The 23,983-nt window shown below is 36.1% G+C and carries 23 protein-coding genes, 1 pseudogene and 1 other annotated feature; of the genes and pseudogenes, 8 read left to right on the forward strand and 16 right to left on the reverse strand.

Features of this window, described 5'->3' with window-relative positions; genetic code table 11:
• Positions 1-223 precede the first annotated feature (223 nt).
• The 6 genes from MKY29_RS13745 to zapA all read right to left on the reverse strand — a co-directional run bounded on the left by MKY29_RS13745 (position 224) and on the right by zapA (position 6,067).
• Complete coding sequence (locus tag MKY29_RS13745; protein ID WP_093496024.1) at positions 224-637, reverse strand: DUF350 domain-containing protein; 414 nt, start codon at positions 635-637, stop codon at positions 224-226.
• A gap of 69 nt (positions 638-706) precedes the next feature.
• On the reverse strand, positions 707-3,070 hold the full coding sequence (locus MKY29_RS13750) for an endonuclease MutS2 (RefSeq protein WP_340880089.1): 2,364 nt from the start codon (positions 3,068-3,070) through the stop codon (positions 707-709).
• A 16-nt stretch (positions 3,071-3,086) separates the two neighbouring features.
• On the reverse strand, positions 3,087-4,790 hold the full coding sequence (gene polX, locus MKY29_RS13755) for a DNA polymerase/3'-5' exonuclease PolX (protein WP_340880090.1): 1,704 nt from the start codon (positions 4,788-4,790) through the stop codon (positions 3,087-3,089).
• Between the two features lie 45 nt (positions 4,791-4,835).
• Positions 4,836-4,967, reverse strand: coding sequence for a hypothetical protein (locus MKY29_RS13760; RefSeq protein ID WP_340880091.1), 132 nt, complete (start codon positions 4,965-4,967; stop codon positions 4,836-4,838).
• Between the two features lie 292 nt (positions 4,968-5,259).
• Positions 5,260-5,802 carry a CvpA family protein gene (locus MKY29_RS13765; RefSeq protein ID WP_090564145.1) on the reverse strand — a complete coding sequence of 181 codons (543 nt, stop codon included), beginning with the start codon at positions 5,800-5,802 and terminating at the stop codon, positions 5,260-5,262.
• A gap of 4 nt (positions 5,803-5,806) precedes the next feature.
• Positions 5,807-6,067, reverse strand: coding sequence for a cell division protein ZapA (gene zapA, locus MKY29_RS13770; RefSeq protein WP_090564147.1), 261 nt, complete (start codon positions 6,065-6,067; stop codon positions 5,807-5,809).
• Between the two features lie 77 nt (positions 6,068-6,144).
• On the opposite strand from zapA, the gene rnhC reads away from it, so the two are divergent.
• From rnhC to MKY29_RS13785, 3 genes are all read left to right on the forward strand, one after another.
• Positions 6,145-7,077, forward strand: coding sequence for a ribonuclease HIII (gene rnhC / locus MKY29_RS13775; protein ID WP_340880092.1), 933 nt, complete (start codon positions 6,145-6,147; stop codon positions 7,075-7,077).
• An 18-nt stretch (positions 7,078-7,095) separates the two neighbouring features.
• Positions 7,096-7,602 carry a GNAT family N-acetyltransferase gene (locus MKY29_RS13780; protein WP_340880094.1) on the forward strand — a complete coding sequence of 169 codons (507 nt, stop codon included), beginning with the start codon at positions 7,096-7,098 and terminating at the stop codon, positions 7,600-7,602.
• A 211-nt stretch (positions 7,603-7,813) separates the two neighbouring features.
• Positions 7,814-8,305, forward strand: coding sequence for a hypothetical protein (locus tag MKY29_RS13785; protein ID WP_340880095.1), 492 nt, complete (start codon positions 7,814-7,816; stop codon positions 8,303-8,305).
• Between the two features lie 284 nt (positions 8,306-8,589).
• On the opposite strand, the gene MKY29_RS13790 is transcribed toward MKY29_RS13785, so the two are convergent.
• The 5 genes and pseudogenes from MKY29_RS13790 to MKY29_RS13810 form a co-directional block, all read right to left on the reverse strand.
• Complete coding sequence (locus MKY29_RS13790) at positions 8,590-9,669, reverse strand: NAD(P)H-dependent flavin oxidoreductase (RefSeq protein ID WP_340880096.1); 1,080 nt, start codon at positions 9,667-9,669, stop codon at positions 8,590-8,592.
• Between the two features lie 47 nt (positions 9,670-9,716).
• Positions 9,717-10,173 (reverse strand): annotated as a pseudogene (locus MKY29_RS13795) (NUDIX hydrolase).
• Positions 10,174-10,182: 9 nt separating this feature from the next.
• Complete coding sequence (locus MKY29_RS13800; RefSeq protein ID WP_340880097.1) at positions 10,183-10,722, reverse strand: GrpB family protein; 540 nt, start codon at positions 10,720-10,722, stop codon at positions 10,183-10,185.
• Positions 10,709-11,269 carry a DUF402 domain-containing protein gene (locus MKY29_RS13805; RefSeq protein ID WP_093496031.1) on the reverse strand — a complete coding sequence of 187 codons (561 nt, stop codon included), beginning with the start codon at positions 11,267-11,269 and terminating at the stop codon, positions 10,709-10,711. The genes MKY29_RS13800 and MKY29_RS13805 overlap by 14 nt, the downstream gene beginning before the upstream one ends.
• Positions 11,270-11,284: 15 nt before the next feature.
• Complete coding sequence (locus MKY29_RS13810; protein ID WP_093496032.1) at positions 11,285-11,518, reverse strand: hypothetical protein; 234 nt, start codon at positions 11,516-11,518, stop codon at positions 11,285-11,287.
• A 174-nt stretch (positions 11,519-11,692) separates the two neighbouring features.
• On the opposite strand from MKY29_RS13810, the gene MKY29_RS13815 reads away from it, so the two are divergent.
• Positions 11,693-12,832, forward strand: a complete 1,140-nt coding sequence (locus tag MKY29_RS13815) for an MFS transporter (protein WP_093496033.1) — start codon at positions 11,693-11,695, stop codon at positions 12,830-12,832.
• Between the two features lie 134 nt (positions 12,833-12,966).
• Positions 12,967-13,161, forward strand: coding sequence for a hypothetical protein (locus MKY29_RS13820; RefSeq protein WP_090564163.1), 195 nt, complete (start codon positions 12,967-12,969; stop codon positions 13,159-13,161).
• A 39-nt stretch (positions 13,162-13,200) separates the two neighbouring features.
• On the opposite strand, the gene MKY29_RS13825 is transcribed toward MKY29_RS13820, so the two are convergent.
• From MKY29_RS13825 to MKY29_RS13840, 4 genes are all read right to left on the reverse strand, one after another.
• Positions 13,201-14,631, reverse strand: a complete 1,431-nt coding sequence (locus MKY29_RS13825) for a sodium:solute symporter family protein (protein WP_340880098.1) — start codon at positions 14,629-14,631, stop codon at positions 13,201-13,203.
• Between the two features lie 124 nt (positions 14,632-14,755).
• The gene (gene pheT, locus MKY29_RS13830; RefSeq protein ID WP_340880099.1) at positions 14,756-17,167 is read right to left on the reverse strand and encodes a phenylalanine--tRNA ligase subunit beta; all 2,412 of its coding nucleotides are present in this window, start codon (positions 17,165-17,167) and stop codon (positions 14,756-14,758) included.
• A gap of 13 nt (positions 17,168-17,180) precedes the next feature.
• Positions 17,181-18,218 carry a phenylalanine--tRNA ligase subunit alpha gene (gene pheS / locus MKY29_RS13835; protein ID WP_340880100.1) on the reverse strand — a complete coding sequence of 346 codons (1,038 nt, stop codon included), beginning with the start codon at positions 18,216-18,218 and terminating at the stop codon, positions 17,181-17,183.
• A 122-nt stretch (positions 18,219-18,340) separates the two neighbouring features.
• Positions 18,341-18,573: a binding site (T-box leader), on the reverse strand.
• A gap of 100 nt (positions 18,574-18,673) precedes the next feature.
• Positions 18,674-19,438 carry a TrmH family RNA methyltransferase gene (locus tag MKY29_RS13840; RefSeq protein ID WP_241596823.1) on the reverse strand — a complete coding sequence of 255 codons (765 nt, stop codon included), beginning with the start codon at positions 19,436-19,438 and terminating at the stop codon, positions 18,674-18,676.
• 89 nt (positions 19,439-19,527) lie between these two features.
• Here MKY29_RS13840 and sspI point away from each other — a divergent pair, with 89 nt between their 5' ends.
• The 3 genes from sspI to MKY29_RS13855 all read left to right on the forward strand — a co-directional run bounded on the left by sspI (position 19,528) and on the right by MKY29_RS13855 (position 22,375).
• Positions 19,528-19,737 carry a small acid-soluble spore protein SspI gene (sspI, locus tag MKY29_RS13845; RefSeq protein ID WP_090564172.1) on the forward strand — a complete coding sequence of 70 codons (210 nt, stop codon included), beginning with the start codon at positions 19,528-19,530 and terminating at the stop codon, positions 19,735-19,737.
• Positions 19,738-19,989: 252 nt separating this feature from the next.
• A complete protein-coding gene (locus MKY29_RS13850; RefSeq protein WP_340880101.1) occupies positions 19,990-21,384 on the forward strand; it encodes an FAD-binding oxidoreductase in 1,395 nt (464 codons plus the stop codon).
• Between the two features lies 1 nt (position 21,385).
• A complete protein-coding gene (locus tag MKY29_RS13855) occupies positions 21,386-22,375 on the forward strand; it encodes a bile acid:sodium symporter family protein (RefSeq protein WP_340880102.1) in 990 nt (329 codons plus the stop codon).
• Between the two features lie 303 nt (positions 22,376-22,678).
• On the opposite strand, the gene argF is transcribed toward MKY29_RS13855, so the two are convergent.
• Complete coding sequence (gene argF, locus MKY29_RS13860) at positions 22,679-23,644, reverse strand: ornithine carbamoyltransferase (protein ID WP_340880103.1); 966 nt, start codon at positions 23,642-23,644, stop codon at positions 22,679-22,681.
• Between the last annotated feature and the right edge of the window lie 339 nt (positions 23,645-23,983).

The following is a 23,983-nucleotide window of genomic DNA, read 5'->3' on the forward strand; positions in this document are numbered from 1 at the left end:
TTAAAAAGAGTTATTTGACGATTTGCTATTCAACAATAGAATAAAATAAAAAGACTGTAACGACCACTCCATCATCATTAAGATTAAAAGTGCTACATTGCAGTCTTTAAATACGCTATTAATTTATTATATTAATTTGCAACGATATATATTATACCTACTAAGACAAATAGTAGGCCAACACCCAATAATATTTTTGACAATTTTTCCATTGTAAACGCTCCTAAGAAATACTTGCACCAATAACAAATGATAACCCGACAGAAATAACTAGTGAAATAAACCCAATTGAACGATTATCTTTTTCGATTTCCTCATCAACATTAAAGCTCGGCGTTAAAAACTCAAATAACAGGTACGCAATGATCAGTAATGTAAACCCAAATAAACCCCAACCAACCATTTCAAAGAATGTATTGTGTTGTTCTATGGAATACCTAAAAATGTTACACACACCAAAAATTTTCCCACCAGTAGCAAGTGCAACTGCTACATTACCTTTTTTTATTTCTTGCCAATTCTTATATTTCGTGACGATTTCAAAAATAACCATCGAAACGAGCAAGCATAGAATAACAACACTAAAATAACCTGCAGACTCTACGAGTGGGTTTGACCAGAAACTGGATAGAACCATACTTAAAAACCCCTTTTACACTTTTCCTTCTATACGGAGAGCCCGATAAAAAGTTTCATAAATTATATATTATTTTAATTCTACAACTGTTACACCATGACCACCCTCACCAGCTTCTCCGAAACGATAGCTTTTCACACGAGAATGATTTTTCAGAAACTGTTGTATAGCTTGTCTTAATACGCCAGTACCTTTTCCATGAATAATTGAGATTCTCGGATAATTCGCGAGAATTGCATCATCTAAATACTTTTCTGTACGCATTATGGCATCCTCATAACGTTCACCACGAAGATCTAATTCTAATTTCACATGGGAGTCTCTTCCGCGAATGGAATTCACAGAAACCGTCTGTTTTTGTTTCTCTGGTTTAACAAATTCTAGATCAGATTCGTCCAGTTTCATCTTTAACATACCAATTTGAACAGACCATTCCGAGTTAGACAGCTTCTCTAACAGAGTCCCTTTTTGACCGAAGCTTACTACCTTCACTTCATCGCCGGATTTCAACTCTTTTAATGTTTCATTTAACTTTTTTTGTTTCTTCAATACGGGATTATCTGGCAAAGCAGCATCTAGACGTTTTTTCGCATCGATCAATTCATGTTCTTTTACAAACTTATGTGTATTAGCTTGCATTTTTCGCAGTTCACTTATAATGTCATCCGCTTCTCGACGAGCTTCATCAACAATTTTCTTTGCCTTGTCTTTTGCTTTTTGTTCTAGTTTTTCTTTATTTTGTTCCAGTTCAGCTAATCGTAATTCTAAACCTTCTTTTACTTTACGAGCTTCCTCTAAGTGTACTTCTGTTTCTTCCGCATCTTTTTCTGCTTGTCGACGACTGTCCTCAAGAGAAGCAATCATAGAGTTCACTTCTCCGCGATCTGTTCCTGTAAACGTTTGAGCTTGGCTGATGATATATTCTGGTAAACCAAGTCGCTCGGATATCTCAAAGGCATTACTTCTTCCGGGAACCCCTATTAACAGTTTATAAGTCGGACTTAAAGTTTCTATGTCAAATTCAACACTAGCATTAGCAACGCCAGGTCTATTATATCCATACGCCTTAAGTTCAGGATAATGTGTAGTTGCCATTACACGTGCACCTGTGCCATGTACTGCATCCAAAATAGAAATTGCGAGTGCCGCACCCTCTTGTGGATCGGTACCTGCACCAAGCTCATCAAATATGATCAATGATTTATCGTCATATTTTTTTAATATATCGACAATATTAACCATATGAGAAGAAAAAGTACTTAAACTTTGCTCAATAGATTGCTCATCTCCGATATCTGCAAATACTGATTCAAACAAAGCAACTTCAGAGCCATCCAATGCAGGAATAGGAAGTCCACTTTGAGCCATTAATGTACAAAGACCAACTGTTTTCAGTGTGACCGTTTTACCACCTGTATTCGGCCCAGTAATTACAATTGTTGTAATGTCTTTTCCAAATTCGATTGTATTTGGCACAGCTGTCTCTATTGGAATAAGTGGATGTCTTGCTTTCACTAAACGGATATAACCTTCGTTATTAATGACTGGCATTGTACATTTTTGTGCTTGTCCATATTTAGCTTTAGCTAGAATAACATCAACCTCTCCCAGTACATTTACTAATAGAAAGATGTCATGTCCAACTATTTCTACCTCAGCTGTCAATCTAATAAGGATACGATTAATCTCTTCCTGTTCCTTCACTTTTAAGCTTCGAATATCATTGTTTATTTGGACTACTGCTGAAGGTTCGATAAATAATGTTTGCCCTGAAGAGGATTGGTCATGAATTATTCCACCGTAATGACTGCGATATTCCGACTTAACAGGAATTACATATCGATCATTTCGGATTGTAATAATTGAATCTGAAAGCATTTTCGCAGCATTAGCTCCTCTTGTATAGCTTTCTAGTTTCTCTCGCACACGACTAACTTGAATGCGTAATTGTTGGCGTATAGTGCGCAATGTACTACTAGCACTATCTAATACTGAACCGTTTTCATCTACACAATCATTAATTTCATGTTCAAGAGCTGTTAAAATCGGAATATCTTCCTTTTTTTGAAGGAAGTGTGGAATCTTAACATCTTCCGATTCCGCTACATTTTCTAAAAACTGGCGTAATATTTTGCTTGCACGTATGGTACTTGCAATTTCCATTAATTCCGTAGGACTAAGCATACCGCCAATTTGGGCACGTTTAGCGTGGGGGCGGATGTCTGTCATCCCCCCCATTGGAACATTGCCACGTAACCGAAGAATTGACATACCTTCGTCCATTTCCTCTAATAACTTCGTCACTTCTATAAAATCAACAGAAGGAATGAGGTTATCTATATGGCTTTTTCCAATAGAAGAAGTACAGTAATTTGAAACCTCTTCTCGAATTTTATAATACTCTAAAGTTCTCAGTGCTCTTTCAGCTATCAACCGAGGCACCTCCTAATTATTTCTGGATATATTCCTTAAACTTCTCAAAAGACCAAGTGTTCACAATATTGTCTTTATGCAACCAGGCTTTTTGAGCATATTGAACACCAATATCCATATATTTCAGCTGATCGATATGATGAGCATCCGTATTAATGGCTATTGGAACACCTTTTTCTTGGGCTAACTTTAAATATTCTGTGTTCAAATCGAGACGATAAGGATTTGCATTTAACTCCAAAATCTTGCCATATTCCTTTGCCCATTCTATTAGTGTTGGAACATCTGGATTATAACCATCTCTTTGTTCGATTATTCTTCCCGTTGGATGCGCTATCATATGTACATATGGATTCTTCAACGCATTTAAAAGTCTGTCCATAATCTTTTCTTGTGGTTGACTAAAACTTGAATGGATAGAAGCTATAACAAAATCTAGTTGCGCCAATACATCATCTTCAAAATCGAGTGATCCATCTGGTAGTATATCCATTTCGGTACCAGCAAGTATTTCAATATCTGTATATTTCACATTAAGCTCACGTATGATTTCCATTTGGTTTAATAATCGTTCTTTAGAAAGTCCGTTTGCTACTTTTAAATAGTTTGAATGATCCGTAATCACCATATGAGAATAACCTTTTGAACGGCAGGCTTCTACCATTTCTTCTATAGAATGAGCACCGTCCGACCAAGTACTATGCATATGAAAATCGCCATGTATATCCTTATGATTTACTAGTAGAGGTAGCTGATCTAACTTAGAAAATTCCGATCCGTCCTCCCGCACAGTTGGCGGTATAAAAGGTAAGTCAAAGAAAGCATAAAAATCTTCTTCAGAATTAAAATGCTCCACACTACCATCAGGTAACTCAACCCCATATTCACTGATTTTCTTCCCTTGTTCTTTTGCAATTTGACGCATTTTAATATTATGGTCTTTCGAACCAGTAAAATGATTTAGTGCAGAAGCATACTGGCTTATTTCCACAAGTCGGAAATCGACATCAATCTCTACTTCCACATCTAAAGTTACAGAAACTTTCGTATCTCCAGCAGCAATTATCTTTTTTACAGGAAGTACTTTTAATAATTCTTCTCTTACTTCTTGAGGAGAACTTGTAGCGATTATAAAGTCGATATCCTTACTAGCCTCTTTTACTCTTCTGAACGAACCAGCAACGGAAAATTTATCGATCAAAGAAATAGAAGAAAGTTTGTATTCAATTAGCTCTACGATTGGTTCAATTTGCCAAACAGCTGTTCGTTCCGGTTTAGCTTGAAGGTTTACTATTTCTAATAGTATCTTTTCTTCTGTCTTCTTAGCAAATCCAGGAAGACTTTGGACTTTTCCTTCTTCACACGCAAGCTTCAGCGAATCTATTGAATCAATATGTAATTCCTTATAAAGCTTGGCGATTTTTTTACCGCCAAGTCCTGGAATCTTAAGCATTGGGAGTAGGCCACTAGGAACTGTTTCTTGTAGCTCCATGAGTAAAGAAGATTCACCGACGGTGGTTAATTCCTCTATTACAGCCCCAGTTGCAGCTCCAATTCCTTTTAAAGATAAGATATTATCCATTTCAGACAAGCTTCTGTCATCTAATTCTAGAACCTGTGCAGCCTTCCGAAAAGCAGATACTTTAAAAGGATTTTCACCTTGTAATTCCATATATAACGCAATTTTTTCTAATGTTTTAATAATCGTTTTCTTATCCAACGATAACACTCCTATCATTTCAATTAGCAATGTAGCTAACCTAACTTAAGATAAATCTGGTAAAAGACATGCTTGGTCCTTTATTGGCAAATCCTGTTTCTCTCGTTTTCGAAGCCCTTTGGATAGACGTTTTACTATATGATTACCTTGTGAATGGTTGTTTGTGACGTTCGTCACAACCAACCAGCACTCCTTTTTTCGATAATCTTATGGCTTTTGTCTATCCGTCGCCCTCCTATAACTCTTAGAAACAGGTTAGTGCGTTTTTGGATAACGAGAGAAAAGATACTATCTTATTCATAAAGGAAGCTCTCGAAGATACAATTCCGTTCGCTATTTGGCTTCTTTATATAGTAAACACTTACTACTTCTCTTTATCATTCTTTAAAGTCCCGTGGCCCCTGTGTTCCCGGATGATTTTTATATACTTTCTTATTCCTTCAAAAAAACTTCCCTCTACCGAGAGAAGTTACTTTTCAATATAAATATACCACCAATTTTTAACCATCTCTGATAGGATTGGCGTATGGTCTAACATCCATCCGGTTAAAACTGAACCTGATATTAAGTTTTGGATAATATCGATTGGTAAAAGGGCAAATACATACAGTAGTACAAATATAATAAAATAAAATTCAATAAGTCCTAAAATTGCTCCTACAATATTGCTTACAAAACCTAAAATAGGTAAATACTTTAAAAAGTCAAACATTGAAGCAATCATCTGTAAAGCAAATTTTACAGCAATAAAAATAAGCGCAAAAGCAATAATTCTATAAAATGTTTGAGCCAAATCTAAACTCTCTACTGCAATTGTCAATTTAGAACCGGCAGTTACAGCAGGAAATGGAATCCATAAAACAAATTTATCTGCAAGTGGTTTATAATAAGAGTATGCCACTATTAGTGCTACAATAAATCCAGTCATATGGATAAGTTGAACAATCAATCCGCGCTTTGCGCCAGTTATTAAACCGCCAACAAGTAATATCAATATAATTATATCTAACATATTTTCAGTCCTTTAACCTTTTCAATTCTTCTTCAAGTAGCTCTAATTGTTCTTTTACTTTTATGTAATCATGTACAGTATTTACAGCTGTGAGCACTGCAAGCTTTGCAATATCTAGCTGACCGTTATGTGAATGTATTTCTCTCATTTTATCATCCACTATTGAAGCTACTAGTCTCATATGGCCTGAAGATTCAGAACCTACCATTTTATAATTCTGTCCATATATATCAACCGAAATCCGTGTTTTTTCCTGTTCTGACAAAGCCATACCCTCCTCAGAAAATCCTAATACTAATAATAACACGAAATAGATTACGATGTGAAGAAAGGAACGAACGAATGTCAAACGAAGTCTTATTAATGAAGCCAAATGAAATAGAAAAAGTAAAATCCCATTATATGAAGTTCAAGGTAGAACGCTCTGCCCCTGGTGTTGTTTTTGCCGCAAAACTAGTAGATACAGCTATTACCATCTATAAATCGGGTAAGGTAATGTTTCAAGGAAACGGTGCTACTCGGGAGGCATCTCTTTGGGGAACAAGTTCTACTAAATCTTTATCAACAAGTGTAGCTAAAGGAGACATGTTACCTGCTAATTTTTCCTCATTGTCCGTACTAGGTTCTGATGAAACAGGAACTGGTGACTATTTTGGTCCTATTACAGTTGCTGCTTGTTATGTTCATGCAGACCAAGTAGAGCTAGTGAAAGAATTAGGTGTTAAGGATTCCAAGATGCTTACGGACGATGTGATGCGTAAAATGGCACCTGACTTAATGGCAACACTAACTCATAGTGTCTTGGTGTTGAAAAATGAAAAATACAATGATATACAATCTCGTGGGTGGTCACAAGGGAAAATAAAAGCACTCATGCACAACCAAGCACTAAAGCATGTGTTAAAAAAAATGGAAAAAGAAAAACCCGCATATATATTAATCGATCAATTTGCAGAGCGTAGCATTTACTATAATCATCTTAAAATGGAGAAAGAAATCATCCAAGAAAATGTTTTATTTTCTACAAAAGCTGAGCAGCTTCATGTTGCAGTTGCAGCGGCATCCATTATTGCAAGATATGCATTTTTAAAGGAAATGGATCGTTTGACTGAAATAGCAAATACCACGATACCGAAAGGAGCAAGCGCAAAAGTCGATGAAATAGCAGCTAAGATTTATTTGAAGCACGGAGAGGAATTTTTAAAGTCCATCACCAAATGGCATTTTGCTAATACTGGAAAAGCGATAAAAATTGGAAACAAGCGACGATTTTAGCATAGGAGTCGAACATAATTGGGAATTATTTATGAAACAGAACGGTTGTATTTATGCGTATTTGATCAATCACATATAGAGGCAGCAAAACAATTTTGGGGTGATGAAGAAGTAATGTCATTATGTGATGGACCTTCTGCACATGAGTTGCTTCCCAAAATGATAGAAGGATATCGTAAATTGCAAGAAGATAGAGTTTTATCCGTTTATGCAGTAATAGAAAAAGAATCGGATGAAGTAATAGGAGCTGTTGGTTTTAATCCAATTGATTCTATGGAAGTAGTAGAGTTAATTTATCATTTTAGCAAAAACAAATGGGGAAAAGGTTTTGCAACAGAAGCTGCGGTTGCTTGTCTAAAGCTAGCTAAAAATAAAGGAAATACTAAAATCATCACTGCATCAGCAAATCCCCTAAATCAAAGTTCATTAAAGATTTTAGAAAAAATTGGTTTTACTTATAAGGGAATGAAGTGGTTTGAAGATACTGAGCAAGAAGAGCCTTATTATGAGTATTTACTGAAATAATCACAACAACCTAATGACTCAATCGACCTCATAAAAAGTGGAATAATATGAAAATTTTAACATAAAAGTACAACCCGATGGACGTTGTTTGTGAAACCAGCTTCTTTTACTCCTAAAGCTCCTATCATTGCAAATTAGTACAGATAACACAAAACCATAGAAATGCATAACATGTATCTGTACATGTTTAAATAGCGATGGAGGTTAGAGTATGGTAAATTTTCAAGCTTTTCATGGTACTGTTACCATGATTAGTGATTTTATGACTGGGTCTAATGGTGAAGGAGAAGGTTGTTATACATTAATGTCCGTAGATAACGGCAATGGAACTTCAGTAAATTTCGTGGTGTCCCCCACTACTTATTTTGTAGACCATGTAATGATATTAGTTGGAGATAGGGCGACGGGATACTATGATGCAAATGCACCTGTTCCTCTTATTTATCCACCACAATACCGAGCACTTATTATAGCAAAAGAAAATCCAAATCAAAATGTGAAAGTAGACTACTTCAACAGCCAGTTTGAAAGTAGTGATGGTCAATTAAAATTAAATATATCACCATATACTCCAATATTATTGACAAATGGGCAAGCTTATACAAGAAATCCCGCAAACCGAAATCTAATTGTAATTTATGGTCCTACCACAAGAAGTATCCCTGCTCAAACAACACCCTACGAAATTATTGTTTGGTGTTAGAAATTATCGAAAAGCATTATATAAATTAATGAGGCTGGGACAGAAGTAGAAATTTTATTGGATAAGGAGAAACCTTCACTAAATATTGGATATTTAATAAATTGATTGGAATGGAGGGGCGACTCCTATGGGAATAGCGTGACGCCTGAGACTACAGGCTCAGGCCACGCCCGTGGAAAGCGTCCCTGGAATGGAAATCAATTTTGTGCACAGCAAAAAAACAGCATTTTTCTCACAGAGAAAAATGCTATTTGGTTCTGTCCCAGCCTCATATTCTTTTATACTCACACCAGATTATCTGTTTCTATCCTCGCTTCACCCATAACCCTTTGAACAAGTTGTGCCACAGTCTCGACTCTAGCAAGTTTCGCATTTTGGCCAGCCCATAGTGACATATATTCTTGGTTATTTTGATTCGCAGATGCCTTTCGAATCGATTGGGTTAGTACATTTTGTATTGGAAAGTTTGGAATAATGTCTTTATATTGTTCCATCTCCATTATATATTTATTTTTAATCCCCCTTGCCCATTTTCCAGAAAAAGCACGAGTCAAAATTGTATCCCCATCCTTTGAGCACAGAATTGCTTCTTTATGTATGGGATGTGCACCACTTTCTGTACAAGTCAAAAAAGCTGTACCCATTTGGACAGCTTTTGCTCCTATACTTAATGCCGCTACCAGTCCTTTACCGTCCATTATGCCTCCAGCTCCAATTACAGGAATTTTTACTGTGTCTGAAACCTGTGGAATTAAAGACATCAAGCCAATTAAGCTATCTTCATGACTACATATAAAGTTTCCCCTATGCCCTCCCGCTTCACTACCTTGCACAATCACTGCATCCATTCCAAGCTTCTCAATAGAGATTCCCTCTGCCACAGTTGTAGCTGTTCCAATTGTAGTTATATTATGTTGTTTAAATTTTTCCATCACATCTGCAGTTGGAACACCAAATGTAAAGGAGCAGATTGGTACTCCTTCTTCTATAACTACGTTTATTTGCTGCATATACGAAAGAAAAGCATTATCTATGTTCGGAAGAGTGATATTCTCTTCAAATATATTTAGTTCCTCACGATATGTGTTTAATAAACTATTCACCATTTTTACTTCGTTTTCCAAGATTTTAAATTTGCTTGGAACAAAGAGATTTACTCCAAAATTATTTGAAGTAAGTTGCTTTATCTCTCTAATCTGTTCCCGTAATTGAATAGGACTCATATAGCCTGCTCCGATCATTCCAAGTGCTCCATTGTTGGAAACAGCAGCAACGAGTTTCGACGTAGTAATTCCACCTGCCATGGGAGCTTGAATAATCGGATAATCTATACTTAAAAGTCTTGTAATCTCATTTTCAAACATATATTACACCCCAATACTTATGATTAACCTTGTCAGAATTAAGTACTTTATTTCTTTTTTACTTTCCAATCATCAAAGTAATTAGCGTCCAATCCCAAATCATTTGTTTTTTGCCATTCAAATGCTTTCAACACTAATGGCGAAGCATTTTCAACAGAAATCTCTTCTTCTGTAACCCATTCGGCACCAAGTGAGTCCTGCCCTTCAAACTTTTCGGGCGCTACTAGATTACCACCTATTTGCTTTACTAAATAAAACACTGCAATATGTTGAACATCCGTCCAACCTTTCCAGTCCGATGAAATTATAAAGTCAGCAATTCCAATAATTTTAATAATTTCAATTTCTAGACCCGTTTCTTCAAGAAACTCTCTTTTTCATAGCATTAGTCAAGCTTTCTTTTTCTTCTAAACTACCACCTGGTAAATCCAAACGATTGATGTATGGACCTCCATTTTTGTTAATAACGAGTAGCCTTTCATCTTGGATACAAACACCATACACCCCATATGCTCAATGAAATTCCCTTGCTTCTATACTATTAAACCAATCGATCGCTTGCTGTTCAATCTCCTTGGCTAATTCTTCTTTCCCATTAATATAAGCTGCCATGTCGTAAGGAAATTGTTTTGCCAACACTTTTTTAAAATCACCATATTTCTTTGCAATAACAGGGTGTTTTCTTAAAAAATTTCGAAATTCAAGATGTCTTTCAATTTCAGGATTACCCATTTCATACATATGAACATGGTGTGTTCGATTGTCTCCACCTTTTTGGAAGTATCTACGTCCTGGAAGGCCATTTCCTCCTTTTGGCTCATAGCCATTGGCAATCATTGTATCGTTAAAAGCATCAATTTTTGTTATATCTCGAACAACCGGTATCATATCAATAATTGGTTTTGCACTCAAACCATCTACAGAAGTGCTTCCAATATGATGAATTATTTGAATTTCTAAGCCAAAAATCTTTTGAAGCAGTATTACTTCATCTTCAAACTTTTTCTTCCAATCTTCTACATACTCTTCTACTACTACTCTACGCATGTTCATTTTCCATCTTTTGCAAATGTACTTCTAACAGTTCTTTATGAGCATTAGAATATCTAAGCAGTGTAAATTGTTCTTCCTTAATACATTTAGTAATTCTATTTGCTTCATCTCGTGCTAAATCATACTTTTGCTGATTGATACTTCCACTTTCTAAGGCTTCTTCCAATTCATCCTCGTCCAATTGAATAATTTCTCCTGTTGGCAAGACAACAATATCTAAAATTAAATCATCCACCCAAGGAACATTATTTTCGATTCCGATTTCGTAACATATATCAATATACCATTGCACGATTTCCCCATTAGCATCGAACATTGTAGTGACGGAATAATTTTTCCCCATAGGAAAATGCTGTAGCCACATATAATGATCATCTACAATACAAATTCTTTTTTCTCCGTACTGTACCCATAGTGGATCGGTAACCTTTATCATATTTATTAATGTGATATGTCCTGTAAATTCTTTTTTATCTACGTAAGATTTTGTATACTCTCTTTGAATAATTCGTTTCCAATCTGAGCGATCTCCATATCTTCTAAACATCTAAACACACATCCTCTATTTTTTCCGCTCATTTCCACGTTTAAAGTTCCCTGTTATTTTTGCTAAAATTAATTGCACTTCTTTATCATTTCCTGCCAATTCTATTCTTTTTAAAAACTTCTCTACCTCTTTCCCTTTTAATATTTTCACGCGCTTTCCATGAAATTCTATGAAAACCGTATTATCCTTAGATATCTTATAACTAAAAGGGTTTTCTTCTAAACGATTTCTTTTATCAATTCCATCCATCTATTCTCCTCCATACTTCTTTACTTTTTACATTCGCTTAAAACTGTATTTTCCCTCTTTTATTTCTAATATAATATCCGAAACTAGTATTATTCCTCTGCCATCTGTATAATTCGCTGATAAAATCAGTTACAATGAAATAAATTATTTTAGTTTTACTTAAGGAGAATTTATTTGAAGGTACAAGTTTTATTAAAAGGGTATAATTTTTTGTTTTTCGGCTTACTTGCCCTATTTATTCCTTTTTTGCCTGTTTATTTAGGAGAACAAGGATTATCTACGAGTGAAATAGGAATAATCATCGGAACTGGTGGATTTGTGACATTATTTGCTCAACCCTTGTGGGGGTTTATCAGTGATAAAACAAAAACAATCCGTAAAGTGATGCTAATACTTGTTTGTTTGACTGCAGTTTCCGGTTACTTTTTATTTAACTTCGATAGTTTTGTGTTACTAATTATATTTGCGCTATTAGTGTATTTTTTCCTAATGCCTCTTGATCCATTAACTGAGAGTTTAAATTTCACTGTTTCGGAAATGGCTCGTATTAGTTATGGGTCCATACGGACATATGGAGCACTAGGATATGCAGTTTTGTCTTTATTGGCTGGATTTGCAATGGATTATTTTGGGGTTAGCAGTCTATCGATCTTATTTGTTTTATTGGGACTTCTATCGTTTGGAATTGTTTGGTTCATGCCTGATGTACAAGCCTCAGCAAAGCCAGTGACTATTGAGGGGTTAAAAACAGTATTACGCAACAAAGAAATGCTATTATTTTTAACATTAATCTTTGTAAGCTCGGTACCTGCTCGTATGAACGACACTTTTTTAGGAATTCATATTAAAGCTCTGGGAGGAGATACATCCTTGGTGGGAATTGCCTTTTTCTTAGCAGCTACTAGTGAGATTATTATCTTTGCACTAAGTTTCTGGTGGCTTAGAAAGGGTAAGGAATTAGAAATTATTACAATAGCTACATTCTTTTACTTCTTACGTTTTTTTGTATCAGGTTTTATAACTAGTCCGGTTGCTCTTACATTGTTGCAGTTATTGCAGATGTTGACGTTTCCAATTTTCTATACTGCTGCTATTCAGTACTTGTATAACATTATGCCAAAGGAATGGCGTGCTACAGGCCAAACTGTTCTTGCATTATTATTCTTTGGATTATCTAGCATTATTGCTTCATATGCAGGAGGATTTCTCTATAAGGAGTTTGGAGGACAGACATTTTACTTCATCATTTCAGCTTTGTCCTTCATCGGAGTCGTATTTGGTATACTGTTGACTGTTCGGAAACGAAAAATATAAAATATTGCTCCTTCTGTTGGATGATGATTATTCCCTTCAAAAATGGGTATTAAAAATACATAGACTTAAAATTAGTACCTTTTACTAAACTTCCTTTATTTTACCCAAAGAGATTTTGGTGGGGGGTGATTAATTTGAGAAGAGCCTATGGGGTAATCAAGCTATCTTCTTATTTAGATACAGTTGGATACCCACTAACTGAAGAGGAAATAAATGTTTTAATCATTAACAAAGAGATTCCTCACTTAAGACCAATGGCAAATATGATTGTCTTTAATTTGGATCATATTGATTGGTGGATTAATCAGAAACAAATTTCTCCAAAATGATAACCCTGCGTAAAATGCAGGGTTTTTCATTTTGCTATATCAACTCATTTCTCTCGAACCAATCATAATATCTTCTGAAGGTAATATTTTAGAAAATAATATTGTCAATATAACAGATGCAAGTACCCCCCATAAAACACCTAGTATTAGAGAGACAATTGCACCAGAGATTATACCGATTCGAGCACCCCAAACAGAAACTTGACTATTCTTCATACCCATTTCAAAAGTAGAGTTTCTCTTACTTTTCCAGATTAATCCTACAATTAATACAGGAACCACTCCTCCCCCGGCCATTGAGTAAGCTAGAGAAAATAAATCAATTATAGAATCCGCCCAAATAGCAGTTACAATAGTGAGTATGCCAAATACAACTACACTAACTCTTGTTAACTTGAGGTAAAATAAATCCGTCTTTTCTTTTATATTCGGTATAACTAAATCATTGATGATTACAACAGCAGCTGAATGAAGTAATGATGACGCGCTTGATATAGCAGCCATGAAAATCATGATAAAGAAAGCTAGAGCAGCTAATTGTGTCATCTCTTCTAGTATCAACCACGAAATAGCATTATCCGCATCGAGAGTTGGATTTTGAAGCTTAACTACCAATCCACTAACAGTTGCTAGAGTCGTAAAGATAATTGCTACAATACCACTTATCAGCATAGCACGACTTGCTGACTTTGAACTTTTGGATGCAAAGCAACGTTGCCAATAAACTTGAGCAGCTAATATTCCTAAAGTTCCTGTCACAAAAAGTGTTACAACCTCCATTACAGATAGATTCATCTGAACGAGTTCACTTGAACCGACCTCAGCTAACCTAGTCTTCAAATTCGTATAACTAAAGTCAATACGATCAAATACTTGAAAATAGAACCACACTGCTATAGCAATGAGAATCCCTCCTTGTACGAGGTCAGTCCATACTACTGAATACATCCCCCCTACTGCTGTATAAATAATAAATACTGCAGAAAACACTAAAATCATTAGAACAGGGTCAGCACCAGTAAAGGTTGAAAACAAAGCCCCCATCCCCATTGCCTGTCCACTGACCCATGCTATCATTATGGATGAAGTCAAAATAGCAACTAGACTGCGAGTAATGCGATCTCGCACGATTAAATCATTTATCATTTCTGCCAACGTTTTATATGTAAATTTTGCTGCAAACCCCGCAAATACTATAGCAAATAGTATCTTTGCCCCCTGTTCTCCAACTACAAAAGGAATATTAGCTATTCCAATCTCATAACCCTTTGAAGAGTGACCAACAAAATTCCCAACACCCATAATCGTAGCTATATCCGTGAATAGTAATAAGAAAAAAGGTAGCGACCCACCCGCTATTGCATAGTGAGCGAAACTAGCATCTGCCTTCTTTTTAAAGAAAAACGACATTCCTATAAAAAATAAGGATAATACGATAGTCAATGTCCATGTCCAAAAGCTTATACCCATCAAACCCCTCCTTATTTCTCTCTTCCCTGTGTGTCACACAATTCAAACACTATTCTGAATATATTTTAAAAATTCTATAAAAAAAGAGCAACACCTAAAATCGGCGCTGCTCAACTTTTACTTATTATCCTCTTAACTCCGCTCCCGCTTGCTCTGCAAGTGCTTTTAATACTTTGTTATGAGCGTTTACTACTTCTTCGTCCGTAAGGGTACGTTCTGGATCAAAGTATGTTAGGGAGAATGCAACCGACTTTTTGCCTGGCTCCATTTTTTCTCCTTCGTATAAATCGAATAGATTTACACCTTTTAATAATCTACCACCAGATAATTGGATAATCGCTTGAAGTTCCCCAGTTGCTTTTTCACTATCTACAACTAAGGCAATATCACGTGTAATAGAAGGGAATTTAGATACTGGTGCATAATACAATGCTTCTACTTCTTTATTTAGAACTTTTGCTAAATCCATTTCCAACACATACGTTTCTTTTAAATCACGATCTTTTTGCTCAGATGGGTGTAATTGAGCGATTAATCCGATTTTTTCTCCAGACAATTTGATAGAAGCTGTGCGTCCAGGATGCAATCCATCTACTACTGCACGTTCAAATGTAAGCTCACTTGTATGTCCGAGAAGCTCCATTAATCCTTCTACAATTCCTTTTAGTACAAAGAAATCAACTACTTTTTTCTCACCTTGCCAGCTATGGTCTAACCATTTACCAGAGATTACCGCTGCTAGATGTTCCTGTTCATGAGGTAATCCAGAATCAGTTTCACCTAAGAAAACAGAGCCTACTTCATACAGTGCTACCGTATCTGCTTGACGGGCTGTATTATACGTAACAGCTTCTAGTAAATGCGGGATTAAACTTTGGCGAAGTATGCTTCGTTCTTCACTCATCGGCATTAACAACTCTGTTACCGTGGCTGTTTCTAACGCAAATTTTTGAGACATTTCTTTAGAAGTTAATGAATACGTAATTGCTTGATATAAACCAGCACCTTCTAAGTATGCACGTACTTGACGACGTTTTGCTTGATAAGACGTTAGTCCACCTGGTTTGGATTCCTCAACTGGTAATGTCATTGGAATTTCATCATAGCCGTACATACGAGCAATTTCTTCTATTATATCTTCTTCAATTTTAATATCCTGGCGTCGAGTTGGTGCTTTAATGTACAAGAGACCATTTGCTGCTTGGTAATCAAATTTTAATCGAGTTAAAATAGATGTCATATCCTCTAAGGAAATCTTCATACCTAAACGGTTGTTGATGAAGTCCGGAGATACAACTACTTCAGCAGGAGTTTTGTCTAGCTCATCGACGATCACAGAACCAGCTAGCACTTCTCCTCCTGCAAGTTCTGCAAGAAGGCTTGCCGCACGCTCTGCTGCAAGAATTACTCGGTTTGGATCGACCCCCTTTTCAAAACGTGCACTCGCATCACTGCGTAAGTTGTGGTCTTTCGATGTTTGACGAACAGAACCACTTACAAAGTAAGCTGACTCAATGACAACAGTTGTTGTGCCATCATGAACTTCAGAATTTGCTCCACCCATCACTCCGGCAATTGCAACAGGTTCATTGCCATTTGTTATAACTAGGTTATTCGATTTCAATGTACGTTCCTGGTCGTCAAGAGTAACAATTTTTTCCCCGTCACCTGCAAGTCGCACTACAATCTCTTTTGTTTCCAGACGATCATAGTCAAATGCATGAAGAGGTTGACCATATTCCATTAATACATAGTTCGTAATATCTACTACATTATTATGTGGACGAACACCGGCTGCCATTAAGCGATGCTGTAACCAAAGTGGCGACTCTTTCACTTGTACATTTTTCACTACTTTAGCAATATACATTGGATTTTCTTCAATTGCTTCTACTGTTAGTTTTAAGAAATCCGTTGCTTTTACATTACTTGCTGTAAATGCTGCTTCTGGATATTTCATATCCTCAGATAAAATTGCTCCAACTTCATATGCAACACCAAGCATGCTCAATGCATCCGAACGATTTGGTGTTAGTCCAAGTTCCAAAACAATATCATCTAAACCTAAAAGTGGAAGAACACTCTCCCCAGGAACAGCTGTTTCCGGAAGAACATAAATACCATCAGCATATGCTTTAGGAACAAGGCGACCTTCAATTCCCAGTTCTTGAAGGGAACAAATCATTCCGTTCGATTCTTCCCCACGAAGCTTCGCTTTTTTAATCTTCATACCACCAGGAAGTACTGCTCCTGGACGAGCAACGATTACTTTTTGCCCTGCTTCTACATTTGGTGCTCCACAAATAATTTGTGTAGTTTCTTCACCAACATCTACCTGACAAATATTCAATTTATCTGCTTCTGGATGCTTCACTTTTTCTTTCACATATCCTACAACAACATTTTTCATTCCATGAGAACGATCAAGCACTGCATCTACTTCAATACCTGCACGTGTGATTTTCTCCCCTAAATCTTTCGGATCTAATCCTTGTGTGTTTACATACTCTGATAACCATTTCGTCGATACTAACATGTCAAATTCCTCCTTACACTTCTGTTCGGTGGAATTGCGATAAGAAACGCACATCATTCGTATAGAAATGACGAATATCTTCCACTCCATATTTCAACATTGCAATACGTTCTGGTCCCATACCAAATGCAAATCCAGATAGCTTTTTAGAATCATAGCCAGCCATCTCTAAAACGTTCGGATGAACCATTCCAGCACCTAAAATCTCAATCCAACCTGTTTTCTTACAAACGTTACAGCCATCGCCACCACATTTAAAGCAAGAAATATCCATTTCCACTGAAGGCTCTGTGAATGGGAAGAAGCTTGGACGTAGACGAATTTCACGGTCATCCCCGAACATTTTCTTCGCAAATACAGAAAGTGTACCTTTAAGGTCACTCATGCGAATATTTTCACCGATTACAAGTCCTTCAATTTGTGTAAATTGATGTGAATGCGTCGCGTCATCATTATCCCGGCGATATACTTTACCTGGGCAAATAATTTTAATTGGTTGGCCTTCTTTTGCTTCCATCGTACGTGCTTGAACTGGAGACGTATGAGTACGCAATAGATTATCCTCTGAAATATAGAAAGAGTCTTGCATATCACGAGCTGGATGACCTTTTGGTAAATTCAGCGCTTCGAAATTATAATAGTCTTTTTCTACTTCTGGACCTTCTGCAATCTCATAACCCATGCCTATAAATAAATCTTCAATCTCCTCTACTACTCGAGTTAGTGGATGATGATTCCCCATTTTTACTGGACGACCTGGTAGTGTTACATCAATTGATTCTTTTTCTAGTTGTTCATTAATTGCTTGTTCTTGAAGCAATGTCATACGTGCCTCTAATACAGTCGTTACCTCTTCACGAACAACATTTACTAACGCTCCCATTTTCGGACGTTCCTCCGCAGGAAGTTTACCCATTCCTTTTAGTAAATCCGTAATGGGTCCTTTCTTTCCTAAGTAGGCAACACGCACGTCATTAAGTTCTTTAACGCTCGCTGAAGCTTCAATTTTTTGTAGTACTTCTTCTTTTAATTGTTGAAGTTGTGCTTCCATTTTCCTGATCTCTCCTTAATCAAATTCACCTTATCTAAATGGACAACATATTTTGCACCTTATCTTGCTATTAAATATTCTTTTACAAAATATGAGACAAAATAAAAAATCCCCGCCCCTATAAAAGGGACGAGGACTAATTTCGCGGTACCACCCTGATTATTGCACAAAGATAAGTGCAATCACTCAATTCGACTAACGGCTCTACACCGGCTCACCTTTACAGCAATTGCTGGTCCCGGTGGCAGCTAGCGGGGTGAACTTCTATATGCATTCTCTATTTACACTTTCAGTCAAGGTGTAAAATTCCTGTTTTCAAATTAGCATATATACTTTTCCCGATGACAGCTTTTATATATTAGATTACATCTATTATACGGACTTTTTAATTTTTCTTCAAGTCTGATTTATTTTTATACGTATACTGAATTAATTACAGCATAATGATTTTATAATTATTTTAAAGTAAGACCATACAACAAAATACCCGTAGCAACTGCAACGTTTAATGATTCTGCTTGTCCCAATAAAGGAACGATTATATTTTGATCGGTCTGCCCGAGAAGTTCCTTATTAATACCACTTCCTTCATTTCCTACGATTAGCGCAAATGTTTGTTCTTTTTTAACTTCATTATATGGTGTAGAATTTTCAAACGCTGTACCAAATACGGTTACTTTTCGTTCTTTCAATTTTTCTACCCATTCAGAGAGATTACCTTTGATAATTGGCAAATGGAAATGAGATCCCTGTGCAGAACGCAGCGTTTTCGAATTATAGGCATCTGCTGATCCTTTCCCAAGAATAACAGCATCAAGACCAGACGCATCTGCTGTCCGAATCATTGTGCCAATATTCCCTGGATCCTGTACAGCATCTATTAATAATATGCGATTCCAGTTAACATACTCCTCTTCATTCACAGTTTGTTGCTTGCAATGTGCAAATATACCTTGTGTATGTTCTGTTTCGGCTAACTCTTTTTTTATCAAATCATTTATTTCTACAACTTCCATATTTTTTATATCCCAATTTTCAGGAACTTCCGCTGTATCACTTATCATAATGGTAAGTACATTTTCTTTTTGCTTAATTGCTTCTTCTACTAAATGATATCCTTCTATAATGAATTCGCCTGTTTTGTCGCGTTCTTTTCTAACACTTAATAATTTTTTCCAATGCTTTACTAAAGAATTTTGCGGAGATTCAATTCGTTTCATGTATATGTAACCGCCTTTTTTATTTTAGTGTAACAAAATCATGTATAGCTTGCGAGAGTTTGGGGAAGATAATTACAAGGAGTGATTAAATGGATTTTCAAATAAGAGAAGCTATTACAGCTAATATGAAAGGTCATACCGCAACAGATATTCGAGGTGTAGTAGAAGATGCTATCCAAAGAGGCGAGGAACACTTACTACCTGGATTAGGTGTTTTCTTTGAAAAATGGTGGAATATGACAGATGAATCGAACAAACAATCCGTATTAAGTGAATTAGCAACTGCATTCGCAAAATGAGATAATCCCGTGAAGAAATGGAATTCTTCACGGGGTTTTTCAATTTTTATTAAATTTTTTCAAGAATTACTAAACCGCTTACAATATTGTCATATGGCCTTCTCCCCAACTATACAATATATTAAATTGTGTTTATATCCAAAAATTACAACAATAAAAGTTTGCCTTTTTATAATTACTGCTTATAATTGTTTTATTGGAATCATTGGAAATATTCTAATAAATTATCAATATATTAAAGAGGCGAATAAAATGAATACATCCATTGAAATTACTTTAAGTGAATTAAAGAAATTTTTAAACGAAGAGCAGATTTCAGTCAATCTGACTGTAAGAGAATTACATAGTAAAGATGAGTCTTATCATGAAGTAAGTCTTCCTGACATAGTAGTGTTTCCCAAAGAAACGGATGAGGTTAGTCAAATTTTGAAGACTGCAAATAATCTACATATACCTGTCGTTCCATTTGGGCGCGGTTCAAGCCTAGAAGGTCATGTAATTCCCTATGATAATGGAATTACAATCGATTTTTCATTAATGGATAAAATATTGGAAATCCGTGAAAATGACCTGCTAGTCAAGGTGCAACCTGGTGTAACTCGAACACAATTAAACAAGGAGCTAAAAAAATACGGATTATTCTTCTCTGTAGATCCTGGAGCAGATGCGACACTTGGTGGTATGGCAGCAACAAATGCTAGTGGCACAACGACGGTTAAATACGGTGTGATGCGTGATCAGGTACGTGATTTAGAAGTTGTCCTAGCGGATGGCACTGTTATACATACTGGAAGCCTTGCAGCAAAATCAGCTTCTGGGTATCATTTGAATGGTTTATTTGTAGGTTCTGAAGGGACACTAGGCTGTTTTACAGAATTAACCTTAAGAGTATACGGGATACCTGAATTCACAACAGCAGCTCGAGCTGTCTTTCCGACAGTTCAACACGCGGTAGAAGCTGTCACTTCTATTTTACAGGCAGGAATTCCAATCGCTCGCGTGGAACTGGTCGACGAAGAATCTATTCGACAAGTTAATCGTTTTAGTGAAACGAATTATGCAGAGAGACCAACCTTATTTTTAGAATTTGACGGCAATGAAGCAGGTTTAAAACAAGATGTAGAGTTTACAAAAGAAATAATGGAAGATCACAGCTGCGAAGAAATCCAATTTGAAACAGATAATACAGCACGTACTAAGCTATGGGACGCAAGACATAACTTAGCGTATGCGTATATCCATGGGAATGTCGGTAAAAAAATGATGGTTACTGATGTGTGTGTACCAATCTCTGAACTAGCCGATGCTGTGGTTTTTGCACGTAAGGAATTAAATTCCCTTGATCTTATTGGAGGTCTTACTGGTCATGTGGGAGATGGTAATTTCCATGCAATAATAATGATTGATATGAATGATGCTGAAGAAGTTGCTAGGGCAGACAGTTTTAATGAAAAAATAGTGCATTATGCAATCGATCGTAACGGCACTTGTACAGGAGAGCATGGCGTTGGTATTGGTAAACAAAAATACCAAGCATTAGAGCACGGCGCTGCTTTACAGGTAATGGAAAAGATTAAAATAGCTCTTGATCCTAACAATATTTTAAATCCACAAAAAATCGTAAAAATAGAAAGTACTGGTGAATAAGATGAAAGTATTGGAATCTATCAGTAATTTGGCAGGCAAATATTTTGCACTACTTGTAATTGTCGTAGGAGTAATTGCATTTTTAGTTCCAGAAACGTTTTTACCAATCAAGGGTTATATTACAATTTTACTAGGTGTTGTTATGTTTGGTATGGGTCTCACCTTAAAGGCAGTTGATTTTAAATTAATCGCAACACACCCTAAACCTGTTATCATCGGTGTTATAGCGCAATTTGTCATAATGCCACTTATTGCTTTTACAATTGCTTATATATTAAATTTACCTAGTGAGTTAGCTGCGGGGCTAGTACTACTCGGTTCAGTCCCAGGAGGAACTGCTTCTAATGTAATGGTTTATTTAGCAAAAGGAAACGTGCCACTTTCGATTACAATGACATCTTTTTCAACACTGCTTGCTCCATTGTTAACACCTGCATTATTACTTTTATTTGCTGGACAGTGGATGCCTGTAAATGCAGTTGAAATGTTTATATCAATTGTTCAAGTCATAATTTTCCCAATCGTACTTGGATTAATCGTGAAAAAATTGTTTCCAGTTGCCGTTGAGAAAAGTACAAATATTGTCCCTTTAATATCCGTGTTGGCAATAATAACTATTGTTTCAGCTGTTGTTGCAGGAAATGTAAATAATATCGCTTCAGCTGGTTTGTTAGTATTTTTAGGAGTATTTTTGCATAATGGAGCAGGTTTATTACTTGGCTATTATACCGCAAAACTTCTGGGATTATCTGAGCTGGATCGTCGTGCTATATCTATTGAAGTAGGTATGCAAAACTCTGGTTTGGGTGTTGCTTTAGCAGGTACACACTTAGGGCCACTTGCAGCACTTCCAAGTGCTTTAGGTGCTGTATGGCATAATATTTCTGGACCGATATTAGCAACGTACTGGTCTAAGCGTCCAGTGAAAGAGGATGTGAAAGAAAACGTCGTTGTTTCTATTGATAGCACAACTAAAGCCCAAGTTGAATAAACTTGTTTATTTGGAGTAGAGTTCTCGTCGCTCTACTTCTTTTTTATGTTCAAATGAGGAGATTTTGGCAATACATATTGTAATTCTAATCTATGTATCTAAATGTAAGTAGGATATAGAAATAGTGTAATTTAAACTTCACATACCTAGAATTACTTTTTAAAAATAATAAAGAGTGATTCAGCGTCTCCCGAATCACTCTTCCTATGTAGTGATGAAGTTATCCATCTTGATACACGACATCACTATAAATAATTCCAAACAAAGAGACAGACCCTGTCTACATTCATTTGTGATACAAATTTAAGCCATTACTGATGCAAGTATTGCTTTTTGTGCATGCAAGCGATTTTCAGCTTGTTGGAAAATATACGAGTTCGGACCATCAATCACAGAGCTGGCAACCTCTTCTTCACGATGGGCCGGCAAGCAATGTAAAAACATAAAATCTTTTTTTGCATTAGCAACTAATTCATCATTGATTTGATAGTTTTTAAAATCAGCAAGTCTCTTAGTTGTTTCCTCTTCTTGCCCCATCGATGTCCATACATCCGTATATACAACATCTGCATTTACGACCGCTTCTACAGGATCATTAGAAACGAACAGCGAGCCACCATTTTTTAGAGCAAGAGCATTAGCCTTTTCTAGTATTTGCATGTCAGCTTCATAGCCAACTGGAGTTGCCACGGAAATATGCATCCCCATATGAGCTGCAGCTATTACTAGTGAATGCGCAACATTGTTTCCATCACCGATATATGCAAGTTTGAGTCCAGAAGTGTATCCTTTTACTTCATGAATCGTTAAAATGTCAGCAAGTGCTTGGCATGGATGGAAAATATCTGTTAAACCATTAATGACAGGAATACTGGCATGTTCAGCAAGCTCTTTAACCATTTCATGGGAATTTGCACGAATCATGATTCCATCTAAGTAACCAGACAAAACATGACCTGTGTCATATACAGATTCACCTCGACCGATCTGTAAATCACGCGCGTTCATGAACATACCGTTACCACCTAATTGCTTCATACCTACTTCAAAGGAGATTCTTGTACGGGTTGAATGTTTTTCAAAAATCATGCCTAACGTTTTACCTTCTAGTAATGGAGGACATTTTCCAGCTTTCGTCAAAGCCTTCAACTCAACTGCCAACTGGATTAAATCGTTAACTTCCTCCTTTGAGTAATCTAAAAGCGTTAGTAAGTCTTTCCCTTTTAAGCTATCCACTACCTTTAAATTCACCCATTCGAGTAACTTCATCTAAAAAATCTCCTTTTCCGTATATTTATGTAATACATATTATATTATTGGATAAATATTAAGTCAAGTGAATTATTATACAAATTATAAAAATTCAATTTTATTAAAATACAGTTGAAATAACTGAATAAAAAAATACTTTCATTAAATTTTCTTTGTAAATTTATATAAAATGTAGAATTAAATTGTATATCCATTTACATATATATGCATACAGACGTTTATTGTATACACTTTTTGGTAATGGTTTGGTCGTCACCATTGATACATACCTTATTTAAAGCAAAAAAACCTCATGCGTATCCATAATTAGTACATTTTCATGTACTAATTATGGAT

This window comes from Psychrobacillus sp. FSL K6-2365 (assembly GCF_038003165.1).
In the GTDB taxonomy this organism is placed as follows: Bacteria; Bacillota; Bacilli; order Bacillales_A; family Planococcaceae; genus Psychrobacillus; species Psychrobacillus psychrodurans.

Coding starts and splice junctions, on each gene's coding strand:
- pheT (WP_340880099.1), bottom strand. CDS start 17,167: ATGTTAGTATCGACGAAATGGTTATCAGAGTATGTAAACACACAAGGA.
- MKY29_RS13800 (WP_340880097.1), bottom strand. CDS start 10,722: ATGAACATGCGTAGAGTAGTAGTAGAAGAGTATGTAGAAGATTGGAAG.
- MKY29_RS13810 (WP_093496032.1), bottom strand. CDS start 11,518: ATGGATGGAATTGATAAAAGAAATCGTTTAGAAGAAAACCCTTTTAGT.
- MKY29_RS13745 (WP_093496024.1), bottom strand. CDS start 637: ATGGTTCTATCCAGTTTCTGGTCAAACCCACTCGTAGAGTCTGCAGGT.
- MKY29_RS13785 (WP_340880095.1), top strand. CDS start 7,814: ATGGTAAATTTTCAAGCTTTTCATGGTACTGTTACCATGATTAGTGAT.
- MKY29_RS13850 (WP_340880101.1), top strand. CDS start 19,990: ATGAATACATCCATTGAAATTACTTTAAGTGAATTAAAGAAATTTTTA.
- MKY29_RS13765 (WP_090564145.1), bottom strand. CDS start 5,802: ATGTTAGATATAATTATATTGATATTACTTGTTGGCGGTTTAATAACT.
- rnhC (WP_340880092.1), top strand. CDS start 6,145: ATGTCAAACGAAGTCTTATTAATGAAGCCAAATGAAATAGAAAAAGTA.
- sspI (WP_090564172.1), top strand. CDS start 19,528: ATGGATTTTCAAATAAGAGAAGCTATTACAGCTAATATGAAAGGTCAT.
- pheS (WP_340880100.1), bottom strand. CDS start 18,218: ATGGAAGCACAACTTCAACAATTAAAAGAAGAAGTACTACAAAAAATT.
- MKY29_RS13790 (WP_340880096.1), bottom strand. CDS start 9,669: ATGTTTGAAAATGAGATTACAAGACTTTTAAGTATAGATTATCCGATT.
- MKY29_RS13840 (WP_241596823.1), bottom strand. CDS start 19,438: ATGAAACGAATTGAATCTCCGCAAAATTCTTTAGTAAAGCATTGGAAA.
- MKY29_RS13855 (WP_340880102.1), top strand. CDS start 21,386: ATGAAAGTATTGGAATCTATCAGTAATTTGGCAGGCAAATATTTTGCA.
- MKY29_RS13825 (WP_340880098.1), bottom strand. CDS start 14,631: ATGGGTATAAGCTTTTGGACATGGACATTGACTATCGTATTATCCTTA.
- argF (WP_340880103.1), bottom strand. CDS start 23,644: ATGAAGTTACTCGAATGGGTGAATTTAAAGGTAGTGGATAGCTTAAAA.
- MKY29_RS13805 (WP_093496031.1), bottom strand. CDS start 11,269: ATGTTTAGAAGATATGGAGATCGCTCAGATTGGAAACGAATTATTCAA.